The sequence below is a fragment of the Afipia sp. GAS231 genome, assembly GCF_900103365.1.
Lineage (GTDB): Bacteria > Pseudomonadota > Alphaproteobacteria > Rhizobiales > Xanthobacteraceae > Bradyrhizobium.
In genome coordinates, this window is record NZ_LT629703.1 from 3,842,466 (window position 1) to 3,861,128 (window position 18,663).

Sequence of the window (18,663 nt, forward strand, 5' to 3'; positions counted from 1 at the left end):
TTCACGCTGTTTTCGCCGCCTTAAGTCCAAGCCGCGCCTCGACCGCTTCGCGCATCACGAATTTTTGGATCTTGCCGGTGACCGTCATGGGAAACTCATCGACGAATTCGATGTAGCGCGGGATCTTGTTGTGGGCGATCTGGCCCTCGCAGAAGCTGCGGACCTCCTCTGGTGTCAGCGTCTCGCCGGAACGCGGCCTGATCCAGGCGCAGAGTTCTTCGCCGTTGCGATCATCGGCGACCCCAAAAATCTGCACGTCCTGAATCTTGGGGTGGCGGTAGAGAAATTCCTCGATCTCGCGCGGATACAGGTTCTCGCCGCCGCGGATCACCATGTCCTTGATACGGCCAACGATGTTGCAGTAGCCTTCGTTATCGATCACGGCGATGTCACCTGTGTGCATCCAACCCTTGGCGTCGAGGACCTCGTCAGTCTTTTCAGGTTCGTCCCAATAGCCCAGCATCACGCAGTAGCCGCGGGTGCACAATTCGCCGGGTTCGCCGCGCGGCACGATGCGGCCCTCAAGGTCGACGATCTTGACCTCGACATGTGGATGAACGCGTCCGACGGTCGAGACCCGGCGCTCCAACGGATCATCGGTGGCACTTTGGAAGCTGGCTGGGCTCGTCTCGGTCATGCCATAGCCAATGGTCACCTCACGCATATTCATCAGACTGTTGACGCGCCGCATCACCTCGATCGGGCAAGGCGCGCCGGCCATCATGCCAGTGCGCAGCGATGACAGATCGAATTTGGCAAAGTCGGGGTGGTCGAGTTCGGCGATGAACATGGTCGGAACACCGTAAAGCGCTGTGCATTTCTCCCGCTCCACCGTCTGCAGCGTCACCAGAGGATCAAAGCCTTCGCCGGGATAGATCATGGTTGCGCCCGAGGTGAGCGAAGCCAGGTTACCGATCACCATGCCGAAGCAGTGATAGAGCGGCACCGGGATGCAAATACGATCTTGTTCCGTCAGCCGCATGGTGCGGCCGAGGAAATAGCCGTTGTTGAGGATATTGTGGTGCGTCAGCGTGACGCCCTTGGGCGATCCTGTCGTGCCGCTGGTGAACTGGATGTTGACGGGGTCGTCGAACTGCAAGGTAGCTGTCAGCGTCGCAAGCGCGCTGCGGTGGCGCGGTCCACCCATGCGGGCTATTTCTTCAAACGGTATCGCGCCAGGGCAAGCCGGCGCTCCGATCTGGATCACCGCGCGGAGCTGCGGCAACCGCGCGGCGCGCAGATCACCCGGTCGTGCCTTGTTTAGCTCGGGCATCAGCGTGTTCAGCATCTCCATGTAGTTGGAGGTCTTGAATTCGGTGGCCGTAACGAGCGCGGCGCATCCGACCTTGGCAAGCGCGAATTCAAGTTCGCTCAGGCGGTAGGCGGGATTGATGGTGACGAGGATGAGCCCGGCCTTGGCCGCGGCAAACTGCGTCAACGTCCATTCAGGACGGTTGAGCGACCACACCCCGATGCGCGCGCCGCGTTCGAGGCCAAGGGCGAGAAAACCGGCCGCGAGCGCATCGACTCGCTCGGCCAGTTCCTTCCAAGTCCATCTGACGCCATGGCTCGGCGAAACCAGCGCCTCACGATCGGCCCAGAGCCCGGCCGCCTGATCAAGACTTCGGCCAATGGTGATGCCCAGCAGCGGCGCATCGGCGACACCGCAAACATAGCTGTCCGCATTCTCGATCATGTCTGCTCTCCCTGCGTCGCGGCGCTTTTGCCCGGATGTTAGCCGGAAGCGTTGGCATTTGCATATGGATCTGCGGCTTCATGCCCGCGCCGGCGTTCTCCCCAATGGGACGAGCTCGAAGTCGGCTTTTGAGCCAGAAATGGAGCGGGGGACGCCGTCAGGTCGGCAAGGGCCAGGTGACGTCCTTACCTTTTAGTTCCTTGTAGCGCCGTGTGTGAGCGCGGATGCTTCCGAGATCGGACATGCCGCGCGACAGCCAATCTCGATCAAGGCGTGCGGCGTCATCGATAGCCGCCATGGTGGTCGCCTGAAGCGCTCGTTTCGCGAAGGCGTAGGCCGCATGGCAATCCGGCGGTACCAGCGCCGCCCAGGCGACGGCGGTCTCCAGCAATTTGTCCGGTGCAACTGTCTGCTGGACGATGCCCAGGCGGGTCGCGGCCGCCAGATCGTAGATCTGACCAAACAGCGTCATCTCGAACGCCGAGCGCGGACCTATCGCGTGCTTGATGATCTCGCAGTAAACGGCGGGCATTGGAATCCCGATCGGCACCTCGTTCAACGAGAACTGCAGCGGGCCTTCGCAGGCGATCCGGTGATCGCAATCAATCGCGGTGATGAATCCCCCGGCATAGGCGTGGCCGTTGATCGCCGCGACGGTGGGCCTCGGATACGTGAACAGACGCAGGTTGGTCGCGCGATATTCGTCGAACCAGGCGTCGATTTCCTTGATCGATCGACGCGCGAACATCGGGAAATGATGATCGAAGTCGAGGCCCGCCGTGAACACCGCGCCCGATCCGGTAAGAACCACGGCGCAATCGTCGAACTCGGATTCCAGGCGATCGAACGCCGCGTGAAGATCGGCGAAGAAAGCCGGATTCTGCGCGTTGACCTTGTTGGTGTTCATCGTCACCACGGCCACGTGCGGGTGCTTGCGTTCAATGGTCCAGGGCATCGGTCATCCTTCGGTTCAGGGGTCTCGGGTCACGGAAGTTCAGGCGAGTTTGAACAGACGCCGTGCGTTGTCCGTCAGGAACGCCGATCGGGCTTCGACGCCGAGATTCAGGCCATCGAGGCCGGCGATACATTCGCCCGCAGGCCAGAAGGGATGGTTGGATCCGAAGAGAACCCGATGCCTCTTGTTGCCGCGCATGTACTCGACGAGATCGGACGGGTAGCGGCTGACCTTGTAGGCGGACGTATCGATGAAGACGTTCGGGTACTTCATGACGAGTGACAACATTTCGTCGAGCCACGGCACGCCGATATGGCCGCCGAGAATGCGAAGTTCCGGAAATTCGAGCGCGACGCGATCGAGATAAGGAATGGGGCGCCCCGGTTCGGATTCGCGCAGCGGCCCCGCGTGTCCGACCTGCGTGCAGAACGGGATGTCGAGCTCGCAGCACTCCGCGAACAGCGGATAGTACCGGCGATCGTCCGGCGGCAGCCCCCACACCCAGGGCAGAACGCGCAGTCCCTTGAAGCCGTCCCTCTTCACCCGCAGCCTCAACTCCCGCACCGCATCCATCGGGCGGAACAGATCGACCGATGCGATCCCGATGAAACGATCGGGATAAGCCCGACAGTGCTGGGCGACCTCGTCGTTGCTGATCATCGGGCCGCTCGGGCCGTGCCAGCCGCAGAGCATGCCGACGGCGACGCCCGCGCGGTCCATCTCGGCAAGCGTGTCTTCTATTGGAGGCGCCGTTTCCGACCACTTGCCCGGTCTCCAGCGCCGCAACGACTCGAACATTGGATTCCCGATCCAGGCGGGGTTCGGGTGCTGCATCCAGGCGTCGATGATCATTTTGCGGTGCTCGCGTCTGACGATCGAGGCTGACACCTGCGACCCGTCGACGCGAAAGGCGAAGCTGCTCAACCGGCTTTGGTCGTGGTCTCTCGTGGCCACACCGCCATCATTAGGCGCGTGGACCGGTCAGCGTCTTGAAGAAATCGGACAGCCTGCGCGTGAGGTCCGCGCCAGGCCTTTCGGAATGCGCCAGGGGTGACGCCGGCGTGCCGCCGAAACTCCCTGGTCAGATGAGCCTGGTCGGAAAATCCCAGATCGCCGGCGGCCGCAGACAGACCGGCTTCCCCCGCCGCGATTTCAAACACCGACCGGCGAAACCGCTGCATGGCCAGAAAACGCTTCGGCGGAAAGCCGGTCGACGTTCTCATTCGTCTGTGAATCGTGCGCACCGATCTACCGATTTGATGCGCCAGGTTGTCGACGCGGTCGTGCTTGGTGTCGAAGTGCTCGGCATCGAAGTGCCCGGCGCTCGTCTCCGATCGGTGCCCGGCCTGCCGGGATAAAGCGAACAAGGCCCGGTCCAGCGGAGCGAGGATATCAAGCTGCGATGGGCTCCTCTGGATGACGCAAGCCAACAGATCGCGGCATGCGATGACCGCAGGATCGTCGGCACTCGCCGAATTTGGCCAGGTCGACTTGAACTTGACGCCGACAATCCAGCCGAAGAAAGCGCCGCTTTTCCTTCGATGAACACCGTTTGGCTCGTTGAAGACCACTCGGCCGCCAGGTGCGGCCTCGCGAAATATGAAAGTAAGCTCCTTCAGCGGAGAAGCGAAAGTGAGCCGGCTCTCCGTCAGCCTTCCGCGGTCCTTCAGGACGTAGATCGAATCCACGAATCCGCCATGATCCGCCAGAGGGGCGAACTCGGCATAAAAAGATGGGCGAGCGAAGACGCCCTCGCTGTCTTCTGCCTTCTCGGTTGGGCCGGAGGCCGCCCGATGTCGATCTTTTGCCGGCAAATTCACCCCTTGCAGAATTCAGGATTGTACCCCTGCAATCACGTATCTTATCCGCTGCCAGTCGACCGAAGACAAGCGTAGCAGTTCAGTCGTGCATTTGCCCCTTCGCAGGCGGTGGAACTTCCCCGGCCAATGCTGGAGGGCGGAATGGTCTGGCTGCGTCACAAGGTGGAGCGCGCGCCTGCGTAAGGCCGCGAGGGATACCCGATCAACCTTGCGGCAAAGCGCGCCGCGCGTGCGCCGCCCATGCCAACTCCGGGTCGAACGCCGATATGGATCGAACGACCGCATCTGGCGGATTTTGTTGATTTAGTCGCCGCTTTGTTTCGGACTCCTCCGTTTTCAGGGTCATGGTCTATTTTTTGGGGTGTTGTCTCAGGATCGGGCCGGGCATCGGCGCCGATTTCTTTGGAGCCGTCATGCCGGCACGGGGCAAGCGGCTGGCATCGCTCGAAGCTTTGCGAGCTTCCTCAGATTCTGCGCCGTGGCCGCGAGTAGGAACTCGTCTCGCGCACCGCTCGGACCGCGCAGTCTAAGGCGACCGAGTCTGAGGATGCGCTTGAGATGGGCGAACAACATCTCGATCTTCTTCCGGCGATGTCGCGAACGCTCATAGGCCGGCGTGTTTGCCAAGCTTCGGGCAACATCCCGCGCATCTTCGTCGAGATCGCGCGGCACTTTACGTTGTGGCGTGTTGGGACAGCACTTTGGCTTGAAGGCGCAGCCTTGGCAATCAGACTTGCTTGAGCGGTATAACCGCGTCCCTTCCTTGGTGATGCCTGAGCGCGGCGTCGCGAATGTCCGCCGGAACTGCACCAGCAGCTTGCCCTGCGGGCAAGTGTAATGGTTGCGTTCAGCATCGAACACGAAGTCGGATCGCGAGAAGGTCCCGTCGGTCCGGTTGGACTTGTCGAACACCGGAATATGCGGCTCGATCTGCCTCTCCTTGACCAGCCAGGCCAGGTTTGCGGCCGAGCCATAGGCGCTGTCAGCGGCAAGGTGCCGGGGCATTATGCCAAAGCGTCTGGCGGTTCGATCGATCATGGTACGTGAGGCGCCGACCTCCGCCTGGCGGATGGCTCGGCTGGCTTCGACGTCGAGAATGACAGCATTCTCAGTATCGATCAGATAGTTGGTGGCGTAGGCGAAGAAGGCGTGCCCCTTGTGGGCGCCGGTCCATTGCGCCGCCGGATCCGACGGTGAGACGAACTTCGGCTTCACCTCGCTGGCCGCACCGAAGGCAGCATCGTCCAGCGTTGCCAGATACTCGCGAACGGCCCTGCCGGCATCGGCGCCCAGACTTGCGATCGGCCACTGGTCGCCGGGAACGGACCGCTGCTTGTTGGCGTCGGCAGCGATCAGGCTCGCGTCCACCGCAAAGCCTTCGCCACCGACAAGACCCTCGCGAAGGCACCGCTCCACCACGGTCTCGAACAAATGCCGCAGCATATCGCTCTGCCGGAACCGACCATGCCGGTTGCGCGAGAAGGTGGAGTGGTCCGGAACCCTGCCGTCGAGCCCGAGGTGACAAAACCAGCGATAGGCCAGGTTGAGATGGATCTCCTCGCACAGCCGCCGTTCGGACCGGATGCCCATGCAGTAGCCGACAATCAGCATCCGCATCATCAGTTCGGGATCAATCGAGGGGCGGCCGATGTTGCTGTAGAACGGCTTCAGCTCCGTGCGCACCTTCTCGAGGTCGAGGAACCGGTCAATGCGTCGGAGCAGGTGATCTTCGGGGACATGGTCGTCGAGGCAGAAATCGTAGAACAGCTGCGCCGGCGCCGTCTGCATCCCCATCATCGTCCCGCTCCTCCGCAAATCAATACGAGGATGGAATCACGCCAGCCACCGCCGATCAACGGCGGACTAAATCAACAATATCGGCGCGAAGCGGTCGTTCACCCAGGTGCCAATGCCTTCGATCGCTATGGTCTCGCTTACTGGCGCAACGGCTCAGCGCTGAAATACGATTTTGCCGCCAACTATCGTTACGTCGGCCTTGATGTCCTTGATCTGATCCGCCGGCACGGCCATGTAATCCGCCGAGAGAACCACTAGGTCGGCCAACTTTCCTGGCTCAAGCGTACCCTTCCGCCCTTCTTCGAACGTGTAACGTGCAGCAGCACTCGTATAGAGGCGCAGAGCCTGCTCGCGGGTGATGGCTTCGGAAGCGCCGTAAACGTTACCGTTGGGGTCCTTCCGTGTCACCATGATGTACATGTTGAGAAGCGGGTTGATGGGATTGACTGGAAAATCGGTTCCAGCTCCGAGACTGTCGATGCCCATCCTCTCGATCAAGGTCTTTGTGGGCACGGCACGGTCCGCAGTCGCTCGCCCGAGGAAGCGCTCGACAGTCGCCGCCTTGTCCCACATGAATACGTTCTGAAAATCGACGCGGGCCCCTAGCCTATGGGCGCGCTCCATCTGTTCGGGCCTGATTAAGCTTGCATGGATGAGGATGAAGCGCCGGTCTCGGATCGACTTTTCCCTGTCCGCAGCCTCGAACGCGTCGAGTACATGGTCGATACCGAGGTCTCCCACGACGTGGACGCCTACGCGCCAATTGTATCGGTTGCAGATCGAGACGAGTTGCTTCAATCGCTCGGGCGTCTGCTGCGCGATGCCGTGGTAGTCGTCATGCGAATCGGGATAGACATCGCGGGTCAGCGCGGTCTTCAGAGTCATGCCGCCGTCGTAGAAGATCTTGATGCCGGCAAACTTCAGCCAGTCGTCACCAAATCCGGACGACGCGCCGTTACCGGACATGACCGCTTCCCACGCAGCCATGTCCACCGGCGGCTCCGGCCGGAACATCAGACCCGCGCGGAGAGTGGCTTCTCCAGAAACAGCGATCTTCTGAAGCGTCCGGATGTCCCGAGCTTCCGTCGCTCCCTCGACCACACTCGTAATCCCGAAGCTGTTCAGGACCCCCTCGGCGATCTTGAACTGCCGGACCTCGTCTTCCTCACTCCACGGCGGCACGGCCCTCTCGACCCGATCGATCGCAGTCTCGACGAGAACGCCGGTTAACTCCCCGGATGCGTCCTTTTCGAAAGATCCGCCGCTTGGATTGGGCGTGCTCTTGTCGACTCCCGCTTTCTGCAGTGCCAAGCCGTTCGCCATCGAAAAGTGACCAACGGTCCGCAGGTAGACGGGATTGTTCGGAGCGACGCCATCGATTTCCTGTTTGGTGAGATAGCGCTTCTCAGCGAGCTGCGACGGTGGATGCCATGCGCCGCCCACGATCCATTCGCCCGGGTTCTTCTTGGCAGCAAATGTCTTGATTGCATCGAGAGCCTCGACGACCGTCTTAGCCCTGCTCATGCTCACTACGTACTCCGAGAGACCGGCGGCCTTGAAATGCGCGTGAGTATCGATCAGCCCAGGAACGACAGTCTTGCCGGCCAGGTCCAGCACACGTGTCCGTGTGCCGATGGTGGATTTGACCGACGCGTTGCTTCCTGTTGCGAGTATCTTGCCGTCCAGAACGGCCAACGCCTCCACGACGGATGACCGATCATCCATGGTCAGGACTTTTCCGTTGATCAGAACCAGGTCGGGCGAACGCGGGTCCGCCTGTTGCGCGTACGTTGGGCTGGCGAGGCACAGGCCAAATCCCAGGAGCACCAGAGGGTTTGCCGTCCTTATCATGAAATTGCTCCGCCTCGCGTTGTTCGATGACGAACAATAGTTCCAGGGATGCAGAATGCATCTAGTTTAATTTCCGTGCCGACCGGATTCGGGTACTGGCCTGAGAGCAGGTCCCCTGGATGACGATTTGAGGTCAGCTTTTTCGAGGTCGGCTTCAGGTCAGAGCTGACTCTAAGGAAATGGCAGCTTCTGGCGGATACCGTTTAGGGAAAGCCTCGTCCTCAACTCGCTGTGAGCGTCTGGGCTGGCGATGGCCGGCGACCTGCCAAGACGGTGCTGGTCAGGCCTGCCGGCCGTATCTCTCGGTTACCGCCGCCGCGACGAACTTTCTGCGTCCGGTGCTGCCTGGGCTTGTGCCATGGGCGGCGCACCAGTCCGGAAATGTGGAGGGGTCGATGTAAACACGCAGCACGACGTGTCCATAGGCCTTGAGCCCGTGCTCCATTTCCTCGGCCATCTTGAGCCATTCTTTCCAGTTCGGGGGCATCTTGTCGCCATCGTCGAAAAGCTGCAGCAACGCGGGATAATCTTCCTCCTTGATCCAATAGGCCCCGACTGCGGGAGGCGGTTTATCCTCGGAATTCGTCATACGTGTTCTCCCTGCAGATGCTGCCTGTCACTGACAGATCGAGGCGGGTCCCCCGCCTCGATCTGCCGTAAATCAGTGATTCGATCATTGATGAAATTTATCTCCGAATCGAAACGCGTCCCCTTGCAAAGTCGGGCCGCCGAAATTCCGCGATATCCCCTGGACGCCGATGGCAGCGTAGGCATGACAGTCGCTTCGCCATCCCGCCCTCCGCGTCGCTCTATAGCGAGCCGAAGACCATAGCTTCAAAACCGTCTTTGAGCTCACCCAAGGGGCCGTCTCTGATCGGCGCTTGTGGCGCAAAGCGGACATCCCGTAAATTGCCAATGCCCGTTAAGTGCCGAACCCGGAAGTCGCCACAGTCGATTTCGCCTTCAAATCGCTCGAGCGCTCGCTCTTACCTGTGTCACGGCGACGCCGGAGATCGCGAGCAGCCCGCCGACAATCAGCTTCGGGGTCATTCGGTCGCCAAGGAACAGCACGCTCGAAATCAAGGCGAACACCGGAAGCAGCAGACCGAAGGGTGCGACGCGGCCCATGGAGCATCGGGCGATCAGCCAGAACCAAAGCCCGAAGCCGGCAATTCCGCCGATGAAAATGGTGTAGGCGAGCGCCAGCCAGCCACGTTCATCCGCCGTGACAAGGCTTGCCAGTTGTCCATGTTCAATGAGTAACGACATCAACATGACCTGCGGCACCGTGAGTAGCGACGACCACCCCATCAACATCAGGGGATCAAAAGGGCCGTAGCGCTTGGTAAGGATGTTGGACACCGCGAATGCGAAGGCTGCCCCGACCACAAGCAGCAGCGGAAGCGCGTTGGCCGACAGGCCAGGCCCCGCTGCCAACACGACCACGCCGGCGAATCCAAGCACCACTCCGGCGGACGTAGTTAAAGACGGCCTCTCCGCGAGCAACGGCCAGGCCAACAGGACGGTGAAGGGCGTGGCGAGTTGTAATGCGACGGCCGACATGCTTCCCGAGCCGAGCCCAAGGCCAACATAGAACAGCCCGAAGTTCAGTCCACCAAGGAAAAACGAAATAGCTGCGATAGGGCCGATCTGTCGACGTGTGGGTCTTTTGACGAACGGAACAAGCAGCAGCGCGATGGCCACGAAGCGCAGTGCGAGGAAGAAGAGAGGCGGAAACTCCGTAACGCCCACTTTGATGGCCACGAACTGATAACCCCAGAGCAAGGGGACGGCCACCGCACAGACGATCTGGAGGGCAGACATGGCATTCTTCCTTTCAAGACCATTCGGTCCAGATATAAGCGCGCTAACAGCGGAGCCGTTCATGGGTTGTCTACTTGATGAAGCGGGCGATAAGAGCGTCAACGGTGGCTTGCGACGTGATCCGTGTCGGTGCCGTTTTACCGACCACGCGCAGCCCCCAGAAGAAACAGACGAGAATTCGGGCCGCACTTGAAGGCTCAACGCCATCGGCCAACTTGCCCGCCGCCTTCACACGGGAAAGTGCATCAGCCACCCGGGCCTCCACGGCTTTGAAGTAGCTCCCGATGCGACGATCAACCTCAGCGTCATGGCCAGCCAGTTCCATGGCTGTGGCCAGCAGCAGGCATCCGCGCCTGCCATTGGCACCGCTCGCCCGGTCAACGTAGCCGGCAAGGTAGGCCCGCAGGCGGTCGACCGGCTCTCCGCGGGGGTCGAGTTCGATATCCATCCGTGTCAGGGCATCGGCAACGTAGCGATCGAGCGCCCGCAGGAACAGCGAGTGCTTGTCACCGAAAGCGGCGTAGAGGCTGCCACGCGAGAGCTTGGTCGCACGAAGCAGGTCCGGTAGCGCCGTGGCATGATAGCCGCGCGACCAGAACACCCCCATCGCGCGTTCGACAGCGGCTTCGGTGTCGAAACTTCGGGGACGGCCACGGGGCAACTGCACAGGGGTTTGGTGGCGCATGGCTGATATGTAGACCAACTGGTCTATATATCGCAAGTGACCGCTTCGTGAACTTGCGGCAGCGCCGTCATGCGCCAGGCAGTTAAATGGAGGGTGCAGCCCGGGACTGTCACCGGAACCGAGGTTTCGATTCACCCTGCCTTAAGGCAAATCTCGCTAAAACCGGGCTGCCGGCCTGGCTTCGCAATGGGTCCGCGCCGGCTTTGCATCCAGACCAATGCGGGTAACGTGGACAACATCGCCCATCCCATCACTTTCGTGCTCGATGCCTGGCGGGGCCAGGTTTTCGATCCCGGCAAGCAGTTGGTCTTCGCCGCCCTGCTCGTGTTGCTGGGCGCTTACATGGGTTGGCGGTCTTCCTGGCCGCGCCGCGCGGCCGATGCGGCCGAAAGCGTGACGGCGACGCTGGCCATCATCAACATCAACCTCGTGCTGACGCCCGTCGTGTGGCTTTTGTCGGAGCACTTCAAGGCGCTTTATGCGTTGCTTGGAATACCGAGTGTGCCGGGCTCCGTCTGGGAGGGATTGCCGCTCTGGCTGCTCAGCCTCATCGCCATCCTGGCTCAGGATTTCGCCAACTATTGGAACCATCGCGCCATGCATTTGAAATGGCTGTGGCCGGTGCACGCAATTCATCATTCCGATCCTGTCGTCAACGGCTTGACGGCATATCGCATCCACATCCTGGAGGCGCTGGTGATGTGGGGCTCCTATATCATCATGCTGACGTGGCTCGGCATGCCCGCCGACGCAATAGGTGTCGGTGCGCTATTGCTGACGTTCCACAACGTCTACGTCCATATCAATGTCGACTGGGGCCACGGCCCGCTGCGCTTGTTGGTCGCCTCGCCGCGCTTTCACCGCTGGCACCATGCCGATGTGCCGGAGGCCCACGGCAAGAACCTCGCCAACGTCTTTCCGTTCTTCGACTGGATGTTTGGCACCTATCGCGTCCCAGGACCATGCGACACGCCCGTCGGCGCCGCCGGCATACCGCGCAACGACGTTGTGAAGCTGACATTGTGGCCGCTGCTGGAATGGGCACGGCTGGCGAGCCTGTGGGTCGAGGCAATGCGAGTCCGGATCGTCGGTTGGCTGGCGCGCGGCGCCGGCCTGGGCAAGGCCATGCCTTTCGACATCAAGGCAGACCAGAATTGCGTAAATTATGGTAACGCTGCAGTTAACCGCGCCGATCCAACAGGCGGTTGAAACCGGCAAATCAAAAGGGCCGGCCGGATGGTACGACATCCAGCCGGCCCTTTCGGTATTTAGGCGTTCGCGCCGCCGTCGACGGTCAGCGTCGAACCGGTGATGTACTGAGCCTTTGCGCTCGCCAGGAACGCGACCGCGTTGGCGATGTCCTCCGGTCTGCCATACCGGCCCAATGCCTGCCTCGATTGCGCGTCGTCAAGAAGGTCCGGCTCGAAATGCTGGGCAGCGCGCGCGGCTGGAAGGTGCGATGGGATGGGCCGTCGCCGCAGCGGCCATGGCGGCCTGGCCAGGCAACGGCTAAGTGCCGTAGCGGATGCTCAGGTGGTTGGATGCCACCATCCAAATATCGCAACAAAGAAACATCCGACCAAGGCACATCCTGATCTCGCCGATGTGCTGGATAATTTGGCCGGGGTCTACACGGATCAGGGCCGCACCGCCGATGCCGAGCCGCTTCACAAGCGGTCGGCGGCCATTCGCGCGAAGGCAGCAGCGAAACCGATCTGAACTGCAAAATGGGATCCACGCTTGCAGCGTGTCCTAGCGTTCGACCCGGTACAGGCGCCACCGTGCCGGCACGCCCTTGAGCTGGTGAAGGCCGCGATCCTGGAAGCGGACCTGGGATTGCGGCATCAGATCCCTGACCGCGCTCGAGACCAGCACCTCGCCGGCGCGCGCTTTCGCGGCGACGCGCGCACCGATGTGAAACGCGAGACCGACCACCTCGCCGCCGCTCACCTTGTATTCGCCGGCGTGCAGGCCCACCCTGATCTCCAGCCCGAGCGTGCGCACGGCCTCGTGGATCGCGGCCGCGCAACTGATACCGGCCGCCGGCGCCTTGAACGTCGCCAGCAATCCGTCCCCCGTCGTCACCACTTCCTTGCCGCGCGAACTCTTCAGCTCTTTACGGACGGCGGCGTAATAGTGATTCATCACCTGGGTCCAGCGGACATCGCCGAGCCGTGCTGCCTTTTCGGTAGACCGAACGATGTCGACGAAGAGGATCGTCGCGAGCGCCTGTTTGAGCTCGGGGTCGTTGGCGGCGGTTCGGCGCCGGGTCGCGATGCTTCCAGTCAGCGGTTCGTAGCGGTGGTTGCGCCGCCGCGCGATCGCGGCTTTCGCGTAATCGCTGGCACGCTGCACCGTGCGGCAACGAATGGTCTTGTCCCGCGGCGGAAGCGTCCAGTAGACCTTGCGTCCAGCTCCGACGCCATGGACCTCCACGGCGCCCCACTTCAGGAAGACCGCCGAACCAACCCGTCGAATGCACCATGCCTTTGACGTGTATCCGGAAACGTTCGACTGATGGACGCCGACGCGAAGGAAATTGGGCATGAACGTGCAACCGATCGAAAGGCCGTTGAGGCCTACCTGGGGTAAAGCGTAATCATAGCTTCCCGCATTGGCAACAGGACTCCCAAGATCCGCTTCCAAGCCTCACTCGCGCGTGATCATGCATGCGTCCGGGCTGCTGGACGGCGTCATGATGCGCCGTTTCGCTTCGAATTTCTCGCTCCAGCGATGGACGGTGATGCCCGTGTTACCGGCTGCCGCCCATTGGTCGTATTGCTGGTGTCCTGCGTCGGCAAGATCACTTCGTCCCTGCCGCATCAACGCCAGGATCATGGCCTGGCGCATCTCGAAGTCGTAATAGTCCTGATGGCGATCGCCGAAGACACCTGCGCGGATTTTCTCGGTGAGGTCGGTGGCTGGAACGCCGACGCGGCAGAGGGCGACGACGCTTACGAAGCGATCGAAGGGGCCGTTGTCTTGATAGATGCGCTCCAGCAGCGGTAGCGCGACCGGTCCCAGATCGGCCAATTTGTAAATCAATGACTCGCCGAGCGAGGCATAGTGGCGCCCTGATGCATCCCTCCAGCGCGCGAGCACGGCGCTGACGAAGCTCGGCGCTACCCGCCGAAAGTCCGCATCGGGAAGCGCGACCATCATGTCGCTCCAGATCTGCACATCGCGCGAATTTGGTTGCGTGGTGAGGGCTTCGGCCGCCGCGACCGCCAATCGTTCGGCGCGGCTGGCGATCAGGTCGGGTCTGGCCGTCAGAATCTTCAGGGTGAGCCCGGCCGTAGAACCGAGCGGATGGGCGAGCAGGCGATCGAGCTCGGCTGCCGCGGCCGCTTCGCCCAGATCTTGAGCCCGTTCGAGCGCCGCAGAGCCCGCGGCATAGATTTGTTCCGAGCGCGACGCGGGGCTGGAGGGCTGCAGGCCGAGACTTGCACCCACCAGGGCAACGTTGTCCGGATGTGGCCGCCAGCGCTCTGTCATGAAATGGTTCGGGCACTCCCAGCGGGAGCCTCCGCCGCTGACAAAGCAGCCGACGATCGGCAATGGCAGATACTGGTAGGGCGCGGCCTTGACCGACGCGACCTGGTGCTTGTCGTCGCCAGACGTGAGCGTGATCCTGTCGATGTGGCCTTCCGCGCCGATAATGCGCAATTCTTCCTGCGCAAACCGAAGCCGAACCACGGGAAGATCGGGCGTTTCGACCGTGGCGTAGAGGCAGAACGGCGTGCCGCCGATGGTCGTCTTGACGTCCCGCGTCACGGCGGCTTTCCAGCGCGCGTTTTCCGCGATGCGGTCGCAGAGCTCCGGCGCGCCGAGGCGCAGGGCCGTGAAGCGTGGACGGTCATCGCGCAGCGCAGGCGATATGGTTCTATCGCCGGCGTCCTCGTTCTCTTCGTACACGACGGACAGTGGATAGGTCAGCAGCAAGCGCTCCGCACTCGGCGCGTCATAGAGCTTTCCGAGGACGACGAGCGATTGCGTGCCCGGATCGAACGGCAGCGACTGGCCGGAATTCTCCGTCGCAATCTCTGCAGCGAGACGATCGAGCGCGACGTGCCCGTGGATGGCTACCGCAGCGTAGCCGAAGAACCAGGCAAGGCCGACGAGCGACCACGCCGGCGATATTTTCCCCTTGGTGGGTTCGACGACGAGTTGGGCGAAGCCGAGATTGATCGTGACGATCGACCAGAGCGGCGCGGCCAGGAACATGAGAAAGAAGCCGATATCCGGTATGGCCTGAAGCAGGAAGATGCCGAATGTCAGCCAGAACCAGACCAACGCCTTGGGCCAGCGGCATCCGCGCAGGTATGTGACGGCGCTCCCGAGGGCGTTGAAAAGTCGGCCTGTCCCGCGTGTAATCGTCCGGGCCACGGGTGGTACAGTCCTGGCAACGGCTACGCTTGCCGTGAGCAGCGATGCGCGGTTCTCTTTCAAGACTCGTGCGAGCGGTCTCGCTCCCGCGATGACGGCCGCCAGCAGGCCGAAGCGGAGCAGGAGACCCAGTCCATCCCCGTCGCCGATGAGGAAGAGCAGAAGCGGCGCCCAGAGAATCTGCAGGGCAACGAAGGCCGCCAGCACACCCAGTGCAATCACGACAGGTTTAGGCAGGCGTGCAAGCATTTCTTATCCACAATTGGACAGGAGCAGGAGCGCCCCGACGCTACCTTGAATTGGTTGTCGAAGTGTTCGCGGCCGGCGTTGCCGATGGGTGATGCGGTTAAATGTCCAGCGTAGGCATTGGCCCTTCCACCCCTTCACGGGACAGGTGTAGTCTGTCTGCAAAAAAGCGTACGGTTGAATTTCTCAACCGCGACGCCGCGCAGACCGTGGAGGGAGCGCCATGAAATTTCCTCGCCGCACATTCCTGCATCTGGCCGCGGGTGCTGGGGTGTTACCGGCGGTGACCCGCATGTCGTGGGCGCAAGCCTATCCGTCGCGGCCGGGACGCATCATCGTCGGCTTTGCCGCGGGCGGAGCCACCGACATCCAGGCGCGGCTGATGGGTCAGTGGCTGTCGGATCGGATCGGCCAGCAATTCATCATCGAAAACCGCGCCGGCGCCAGCGGCAACATCGGCACCGAGGCAGTCGCCAAGGCGGCCCCTGACGGCTACACGCTGCTGCAGATCGTAACGCCGCATGCGATCAATGCCGCGCTCTACAGCAATCTCAATTTCGACTTCTTGCGCGACATCGCTCCGGTGATCTGCGCGGCGCGGCTGGCCTACGTCGTCGTGGTGCATCCGTCGGTACCCGCCAAGACGATCCCCGAATTCATCGCCTACGCCAAGGCCAACCCGGGCAAGATCAATTACGGATCGGCCGGTCCCGGCACGCCGCAAAACATTGCGTGCGAACTCTTCAAGATGATGACTGGCGTGGACCTGGTCCACGTCCCGTACCGGGGCGGTGCGCCTGCGACCACCGATCTGGTCGGCGGCCATCTGCATGTGATCTTCAGTCCGCTGTCGGAATCGATCGAACACATCAAGGCCGGCAAGCTGCGCGCTTTGGCGGTAACGACCACGACCCGTTTGGACGTGCTGCCGGATGTTCCTGTCGTGGCTGACTTCGTGCCCGGTTACGAAGCCAGCGGTTTCGCGGGCATCGGCGCGCCGAAAAACACCCCGGCCGACATCATCGATCTCTTGAACAAGGAGCTCAATGCCGGGCTCGCCGATCCCAAAATCAAGGCCCGGATTGTTGAGTTGGGCGGCACAGTGGCTGGGGGCTCGCCCGCGGAATTCGGCACGATCCTCATCGAGGCCACCGAAAAGTGGGCGAAGGTGATCAAGGTCGCGGGCATCAAGGTTGAATAGGCCGCGCGCCACCGGACCGCGAAATCCGATGGCCAGGGAAAACGGCGCAGGCTGTCGGGATCTGCGCTGATCGTTCGTCCTCTGGATGCAAACAGCGTCATGCGCTCATCCGGAGGCTTCCAATGAACCCCACCATCACAGCCTTTGAACGGTCGCCCGACCGCGGCAAGGGACAGGCACGTGACATGCGTGTTCGCTGGGCGCTCGAAGAAGTGGGCCAGCCTTACGGCGTTCGTCTGGTTTCGTTCAGCGAGATGAAGGAACCCGCGCACCGTGCGCTTCATCCGTTTGGGCAGATTCCGACCTATGAGGAAGGCGATCTCGCTTTGTTCGAGTCGGGGGCGATCGTGTTCCATATTGCGGGGCGCCATAGTGGCCTGCTACCCGACGATGCGAATGCCCGTGCCCGCGCGATCGCATGGATGTTTGCCGCGCTCAGCACGATAGAGCCCCCGATCGTCGATCTGGGAGTAGCTGTGCTGCTGGAGCGCGACAGGAACTGGTATGCGCAGCGCCTGCCTCTGGTCGAGGATCGCATTCGTGGGCGGCTCGGCGAACTCGCGGAGCGCCTGGGCGATGCCGACTGGCTCGATGGCGCGTTCAGCGCCGGTGATCTTCTGATGGTGACCGTGCTGCGCAGGTTGAACGGATCGGCTATCCTGCAGGAATATCCTGTTCTCTCCGCCTACGTCGCCCGCGGCGAAGCGCGGCCGGCCTTCAGGCGTGCTTTCGACGCTCAATTGGCGGTTTTCACCGCCGCATCGCCCGACTGATGACGGCCGCCGTGGATGCGGCCGCCATTGACGCCGCCGGGCGGGGACACGACATATCCGGTACCGCCGATCGGGGGCACTGCTCGGGAGCAAGTTATGGACGCGCCGTCACACATCGATCCCGCCACCGCGTATTCCGTCGACGACGTCGTCTACTGGCTGACCAACGGGACGCGCGATGAGCGCTTCATCGACAATATTTTCGCCGAGCTGTGTATCCGGCTCCAGCGGGCGGGCCTTCCGGTCAAGCGGGCGACGCTTCACATCCTGATTCAGCATCCGCAATGGCTTGGCGCCCGGATCATGTGGGCCGACGGCATGCGCGAGGCCGAGCTGGCGCGGGTGGACCACGATGTCCGGGAGCGATCGGAATATATCGGCAGTCCCGCCAACGAAATTCATGACGGTGCGACCGAGGTGCGCGAGAATTTCGAGCGCGATCGCTCGCTCGGCCGCCAGCACGCCGTTTATGACGAGATGCGGGCGAAAGGCCTCACCGACTATGTGGCGTGGCCGCTGTACCACACGCTCGGCAAGCGGCACTTCGTGACCTTTGCCACCGACCGGCCCGGTGGTTTCGACGATGCGCATCTCGCCAGCCTGTTGAGCGTGTTGCCGGTTCTGGCGCTGGTCAGCGAAATCCGGGTCAAGAACCGCCTGGCGCGAACGCTGCTCGAAACCTATGTCGGGTCGCATGCCGGCGAACTTATTCTGGCCGGCGCCACAAGGCGCGGAACCGGGACGACGGTGAGCGCCGCCATCATGATCTGCGATCTCAGGGATTTTACAAAAATCTCCGACAACTGGCCGCGCGATGACGTCATCGATCTCCTGAACGGCTATTTCGACGCGATGTCGGAGCCGGTGGCGAAGCACGGCGGAGAAATATTGAAATTCATCGGCGACGGCATGCTGGCGATTTTCCCGCTCAGCCAGCCCCATGCCTGCGCCAACCTGATGCACGCCGTGTCCGAAGCCCGGCAGGCCATGATTGCCCTGAACGAAAAGAACCGCGAGACCGGTCGTGCGCCGCTCAATTACGGCATCGGCATCCATGTCGGCGACGTCATGTACGGCAACATCGGCTCGCGCGCCCGTCTCGATTTCACCGTGATCGGCCCCGCCGTCAACATGGCCTCGCGCCTCGAAGCCCTCACCAAGCAGCTGGGCCGGACGGTGCTGCTGTCGCGCGCGTTCGCCGACTTCGTCAAGGACGATTTCGAACTCGAACGCGTCGGCGAACATCCGGTGCGCGGCTTCAACGACCCGATCGAATTGTTTGCGTATCATGGCTGAGGCCGAGCCGCTCCTGGCGCAAAGCCGACGGTGGGAACGATGTTGACGCGTCAACATTAGTCCGGCGCACAAAATCTAACGACAAGGAGGAGCTACCATGACCTTGCGATCTGCCTGCCTGGCATCGTGCTTC

16 protein-coding genes and 1 pseudogene are annotated in these 18,663 nt (G+C 62.0%); 5 read left to right on the forward strand and 12 right to left on the reverse strand.

The window, feature by feature from the left end; genetic code table 11:
- Position 1: 1 nt before the first annotated feature.
- The 9 genes from BLS26_RS18170 to BLS26_RS18210 all read right to left on the reverse strand — a co-directional run bounded on the left by BLS26_RS18170 (position 2) and on the right by BLS26_RS18210 (position 10,628).
- On the reverse strand, positions 2–1,696 hold the full coding sequence (locus BLS26_RS18170) for an AMP-binding protein (RefSeq protein ID WP_092513357.1): 1,695 nt from the start codon (positions 1,694–1,696) through the stop codon (positions 2–4).
- 157 nt (positions 1,697–1,853) lie between these two features.
- On the reverse strand, positions 1,854–2,651 hold the full coding sequence (locus BLS26_RS18175; RefSeq protein WP_092513359.1) for an enoyl-CoA hydratase/isomerase family protein: 798 nt from the start codon (positions 2,649–2,651) through the stop codon (positions 1,854–1,856).
- A gap of 39 nt (positions 2,652–2,690) precedes the next feature.
- Positions 2,691–3,503 carry an amidohydrolase family protein gene (locus tag BLS26_RS18180; RefSeq protein WP_092518208.1) on the reverse strand — a complete coding sequence of 271 codons (813 nt, stop codon included), beginning with the start codon at positions 3,501–3,503 and terminating at the stop codon, positions 2,691–2,693.
- Between the two features lie 68 nt (positions 3,504–3,571).
- Positions 3,572–4,465 carry an AraC family transcriptional regulator gene (locus BLS26_RS18185; protein ID WP_092513361.1) on the reverse strand — a complete coding sequence of 298 codons (894 nt, stop codon included), beginning with the start codon at positions 4,463–4,465 and terminating at the stop codon, positions 3,572–3,574.
- A gap of 417 nt (positions 4,466–4,882) precedes the next feature.
- Positions 4,883–6,268, reverse strand: coding sequence for a transposase (locus BLS26_RS18190; RefSeq protein ID WP_092513362.1), 1,386 nt, complete (start codon positions 6,266–6,268; stop codon positions 4,883–4,885).
- A gap of 153 nt (positions 6,269–6,421) precedes the next feature.
- Entirely contained in the window at positions 6,422–8,119 is a 1,698-nt protein-coding gene (locus BLS26_RS18195) for an amidohydrolase (protein ID WP_092513364.1), read from the reverse strand.
- 280 nt (positions 8,120–8,399) lie between these two features.
- Positions 8,400–8,708: a hypothetical protein gene (locus BLS26_RS18200; RefSeq protein ID WP_092513366.1), complete on the reverse strand. Its 309-nt coding sequence runs from the start codon at positions 8,706–8,708 to the stop codon at positions 8,400–8,402.
- 374 nt (positions 8,709–9,082) lie between these two features.
- On the reverse strand, positions 9,083–9,943 hold the full coding sequence (locus tag BLS26_RS18205) for a DMT family transporter (protein WP_092513368.1): 861 nt from the start codon (positions 9,941–9,943) through the stop codon (positions 9,083–9,085).
- 70 nt (positions 9,944–10,013) lie between these two features.
- Complete coding sequence (locus BLS26_RS18210) at positions 10,014–10,628, reverse strand: TetR/AcrR family transcriptional regulator (RefSeq protein ID WP_172804626.1); 615 nt, start codon at positions 10,626–10,628, stop codon at positions 10,014–10,016.
- 69 nt (positions 10,629–10,697) lie between these two features.
- On the opposite strand from BLS26_RS18210, the gene BLS26_RS18215 reads away from it, so the two are divergent.
- Positions 10,698–11,837 carry a sterol desaturase family protein gene (locus tag BLS26_RS18215; protein WP_092513370.1) on the forward strand — a complete coding sequence of 380 codons (1,140 nt, stop codon included), beginning with the start codon at positions 10,698–10,700 and terminating at the stop codon, positions 11,835–11,837.
- A 59-nt stretch (positions 11,838–11,896) separates the two neighbouring features.
- On the opposite strand, the pseudogene BLS26_RS18220 reads toward BLS26_RS18215, so the two are convergent.
- Positions 11,897–12,025: pseudogene (locus BLS26_RS18220) on the reverse strand (SDR family oxidoreductase); the annotation flags it as partial.
- A gap of 67 nt (positions 12,026–12,092) precedes the next feature.
- On the opposite strand from BLS26_RS18220, the gene BLS26_RS18225 reads away from it, so the two are divergent.
- Complete coding sequence (locus BLS26_RS18225) at positions 12,093–12,347, forward strand: tetratricopeptide repeat protein (protein ID WP_092513372.1); 255 nt, start codon at positions 12,093–12,095, stop codon at positions 12,345–12,347.
- A 33-nt stretch (positions 12,348–12,380) separates the two neighbouring features.
- Here the strand turns inward: BLS26_RS18225 and BLS26_RS18230 are convergent, their stop codons facing one another.
- Positions 12,381–13,175, reverse strand: coding sequence for an adenylate/guanylate cyclase domain-containing protein (locus BLS26_RS18230; RefSeq protein ID WP_092513374.1), 795 nt, complete (start codon positions 13,173–13,175; stop codon positions 12,381–12,383).
- Positions 13,176–13,277: 102 nt separating this feature from the next.
- The gene (locus BLS26_RS18235; RefSeq protein ID WP_157676487.1) at positions 13,278–15,263 is read right to left on the reverse strand and encodes a hypothetical protein; all 1,986 of its coding nucleotides are present in this window, start codon (positions 15,261–15,263) and stop codon (positions 13,278–13,280) included.
- A 220-nt stretch (positions 15,264–15,483) separates the two neighbouring features.
- Between BLS26_RS18235 and BLS26_RS18240 the strand changes: the two genes are divergently transcribed.
- The 3 genes from BLS26_RS18240 (at position 15,484) to BLS26_RS18250 (ending at position 18,530) form a co-directional block, all read left to right on the forward strand.
- On the forward strand, positions 15,484–16,461 hold the full coding sequence (locus BLS26_RS18240; protein ID WP_092513378.1) for a tripartite tricarboxylate transporter substrate binding protein: 978 nt from the start codon (positions 15,484–15,486) through the stop codon (positions 16,459–16,461).
- Positions 16,462–16,583: 122 nt separating this feature from the next.
- Positions 16,584–17,234, forward strand: coding sequence for a glutathione S-transferase family protein (locus BLS26_RS18245; RefSeq protein ID WP_092513380.1), 651 nt, complete (start codon positions 16,584–16,586; stop codon positions 17,232–17,234).
- 96 nt (positions 17,235–17,330) lie between these two features.
- A complete protein-coding gene (locus BLS26_RS18250; protein ID WP_092513382.1) occupies positions 17,331–18,530 on the forward strand; it encodes an adenylate/guanylate cyclase domain-containing protein in 1,200 nt (399 codons plus the stop codon).
- The last annotated feature ends 133 nt before the right edge of the window (positions 18,531–18,663 follow it).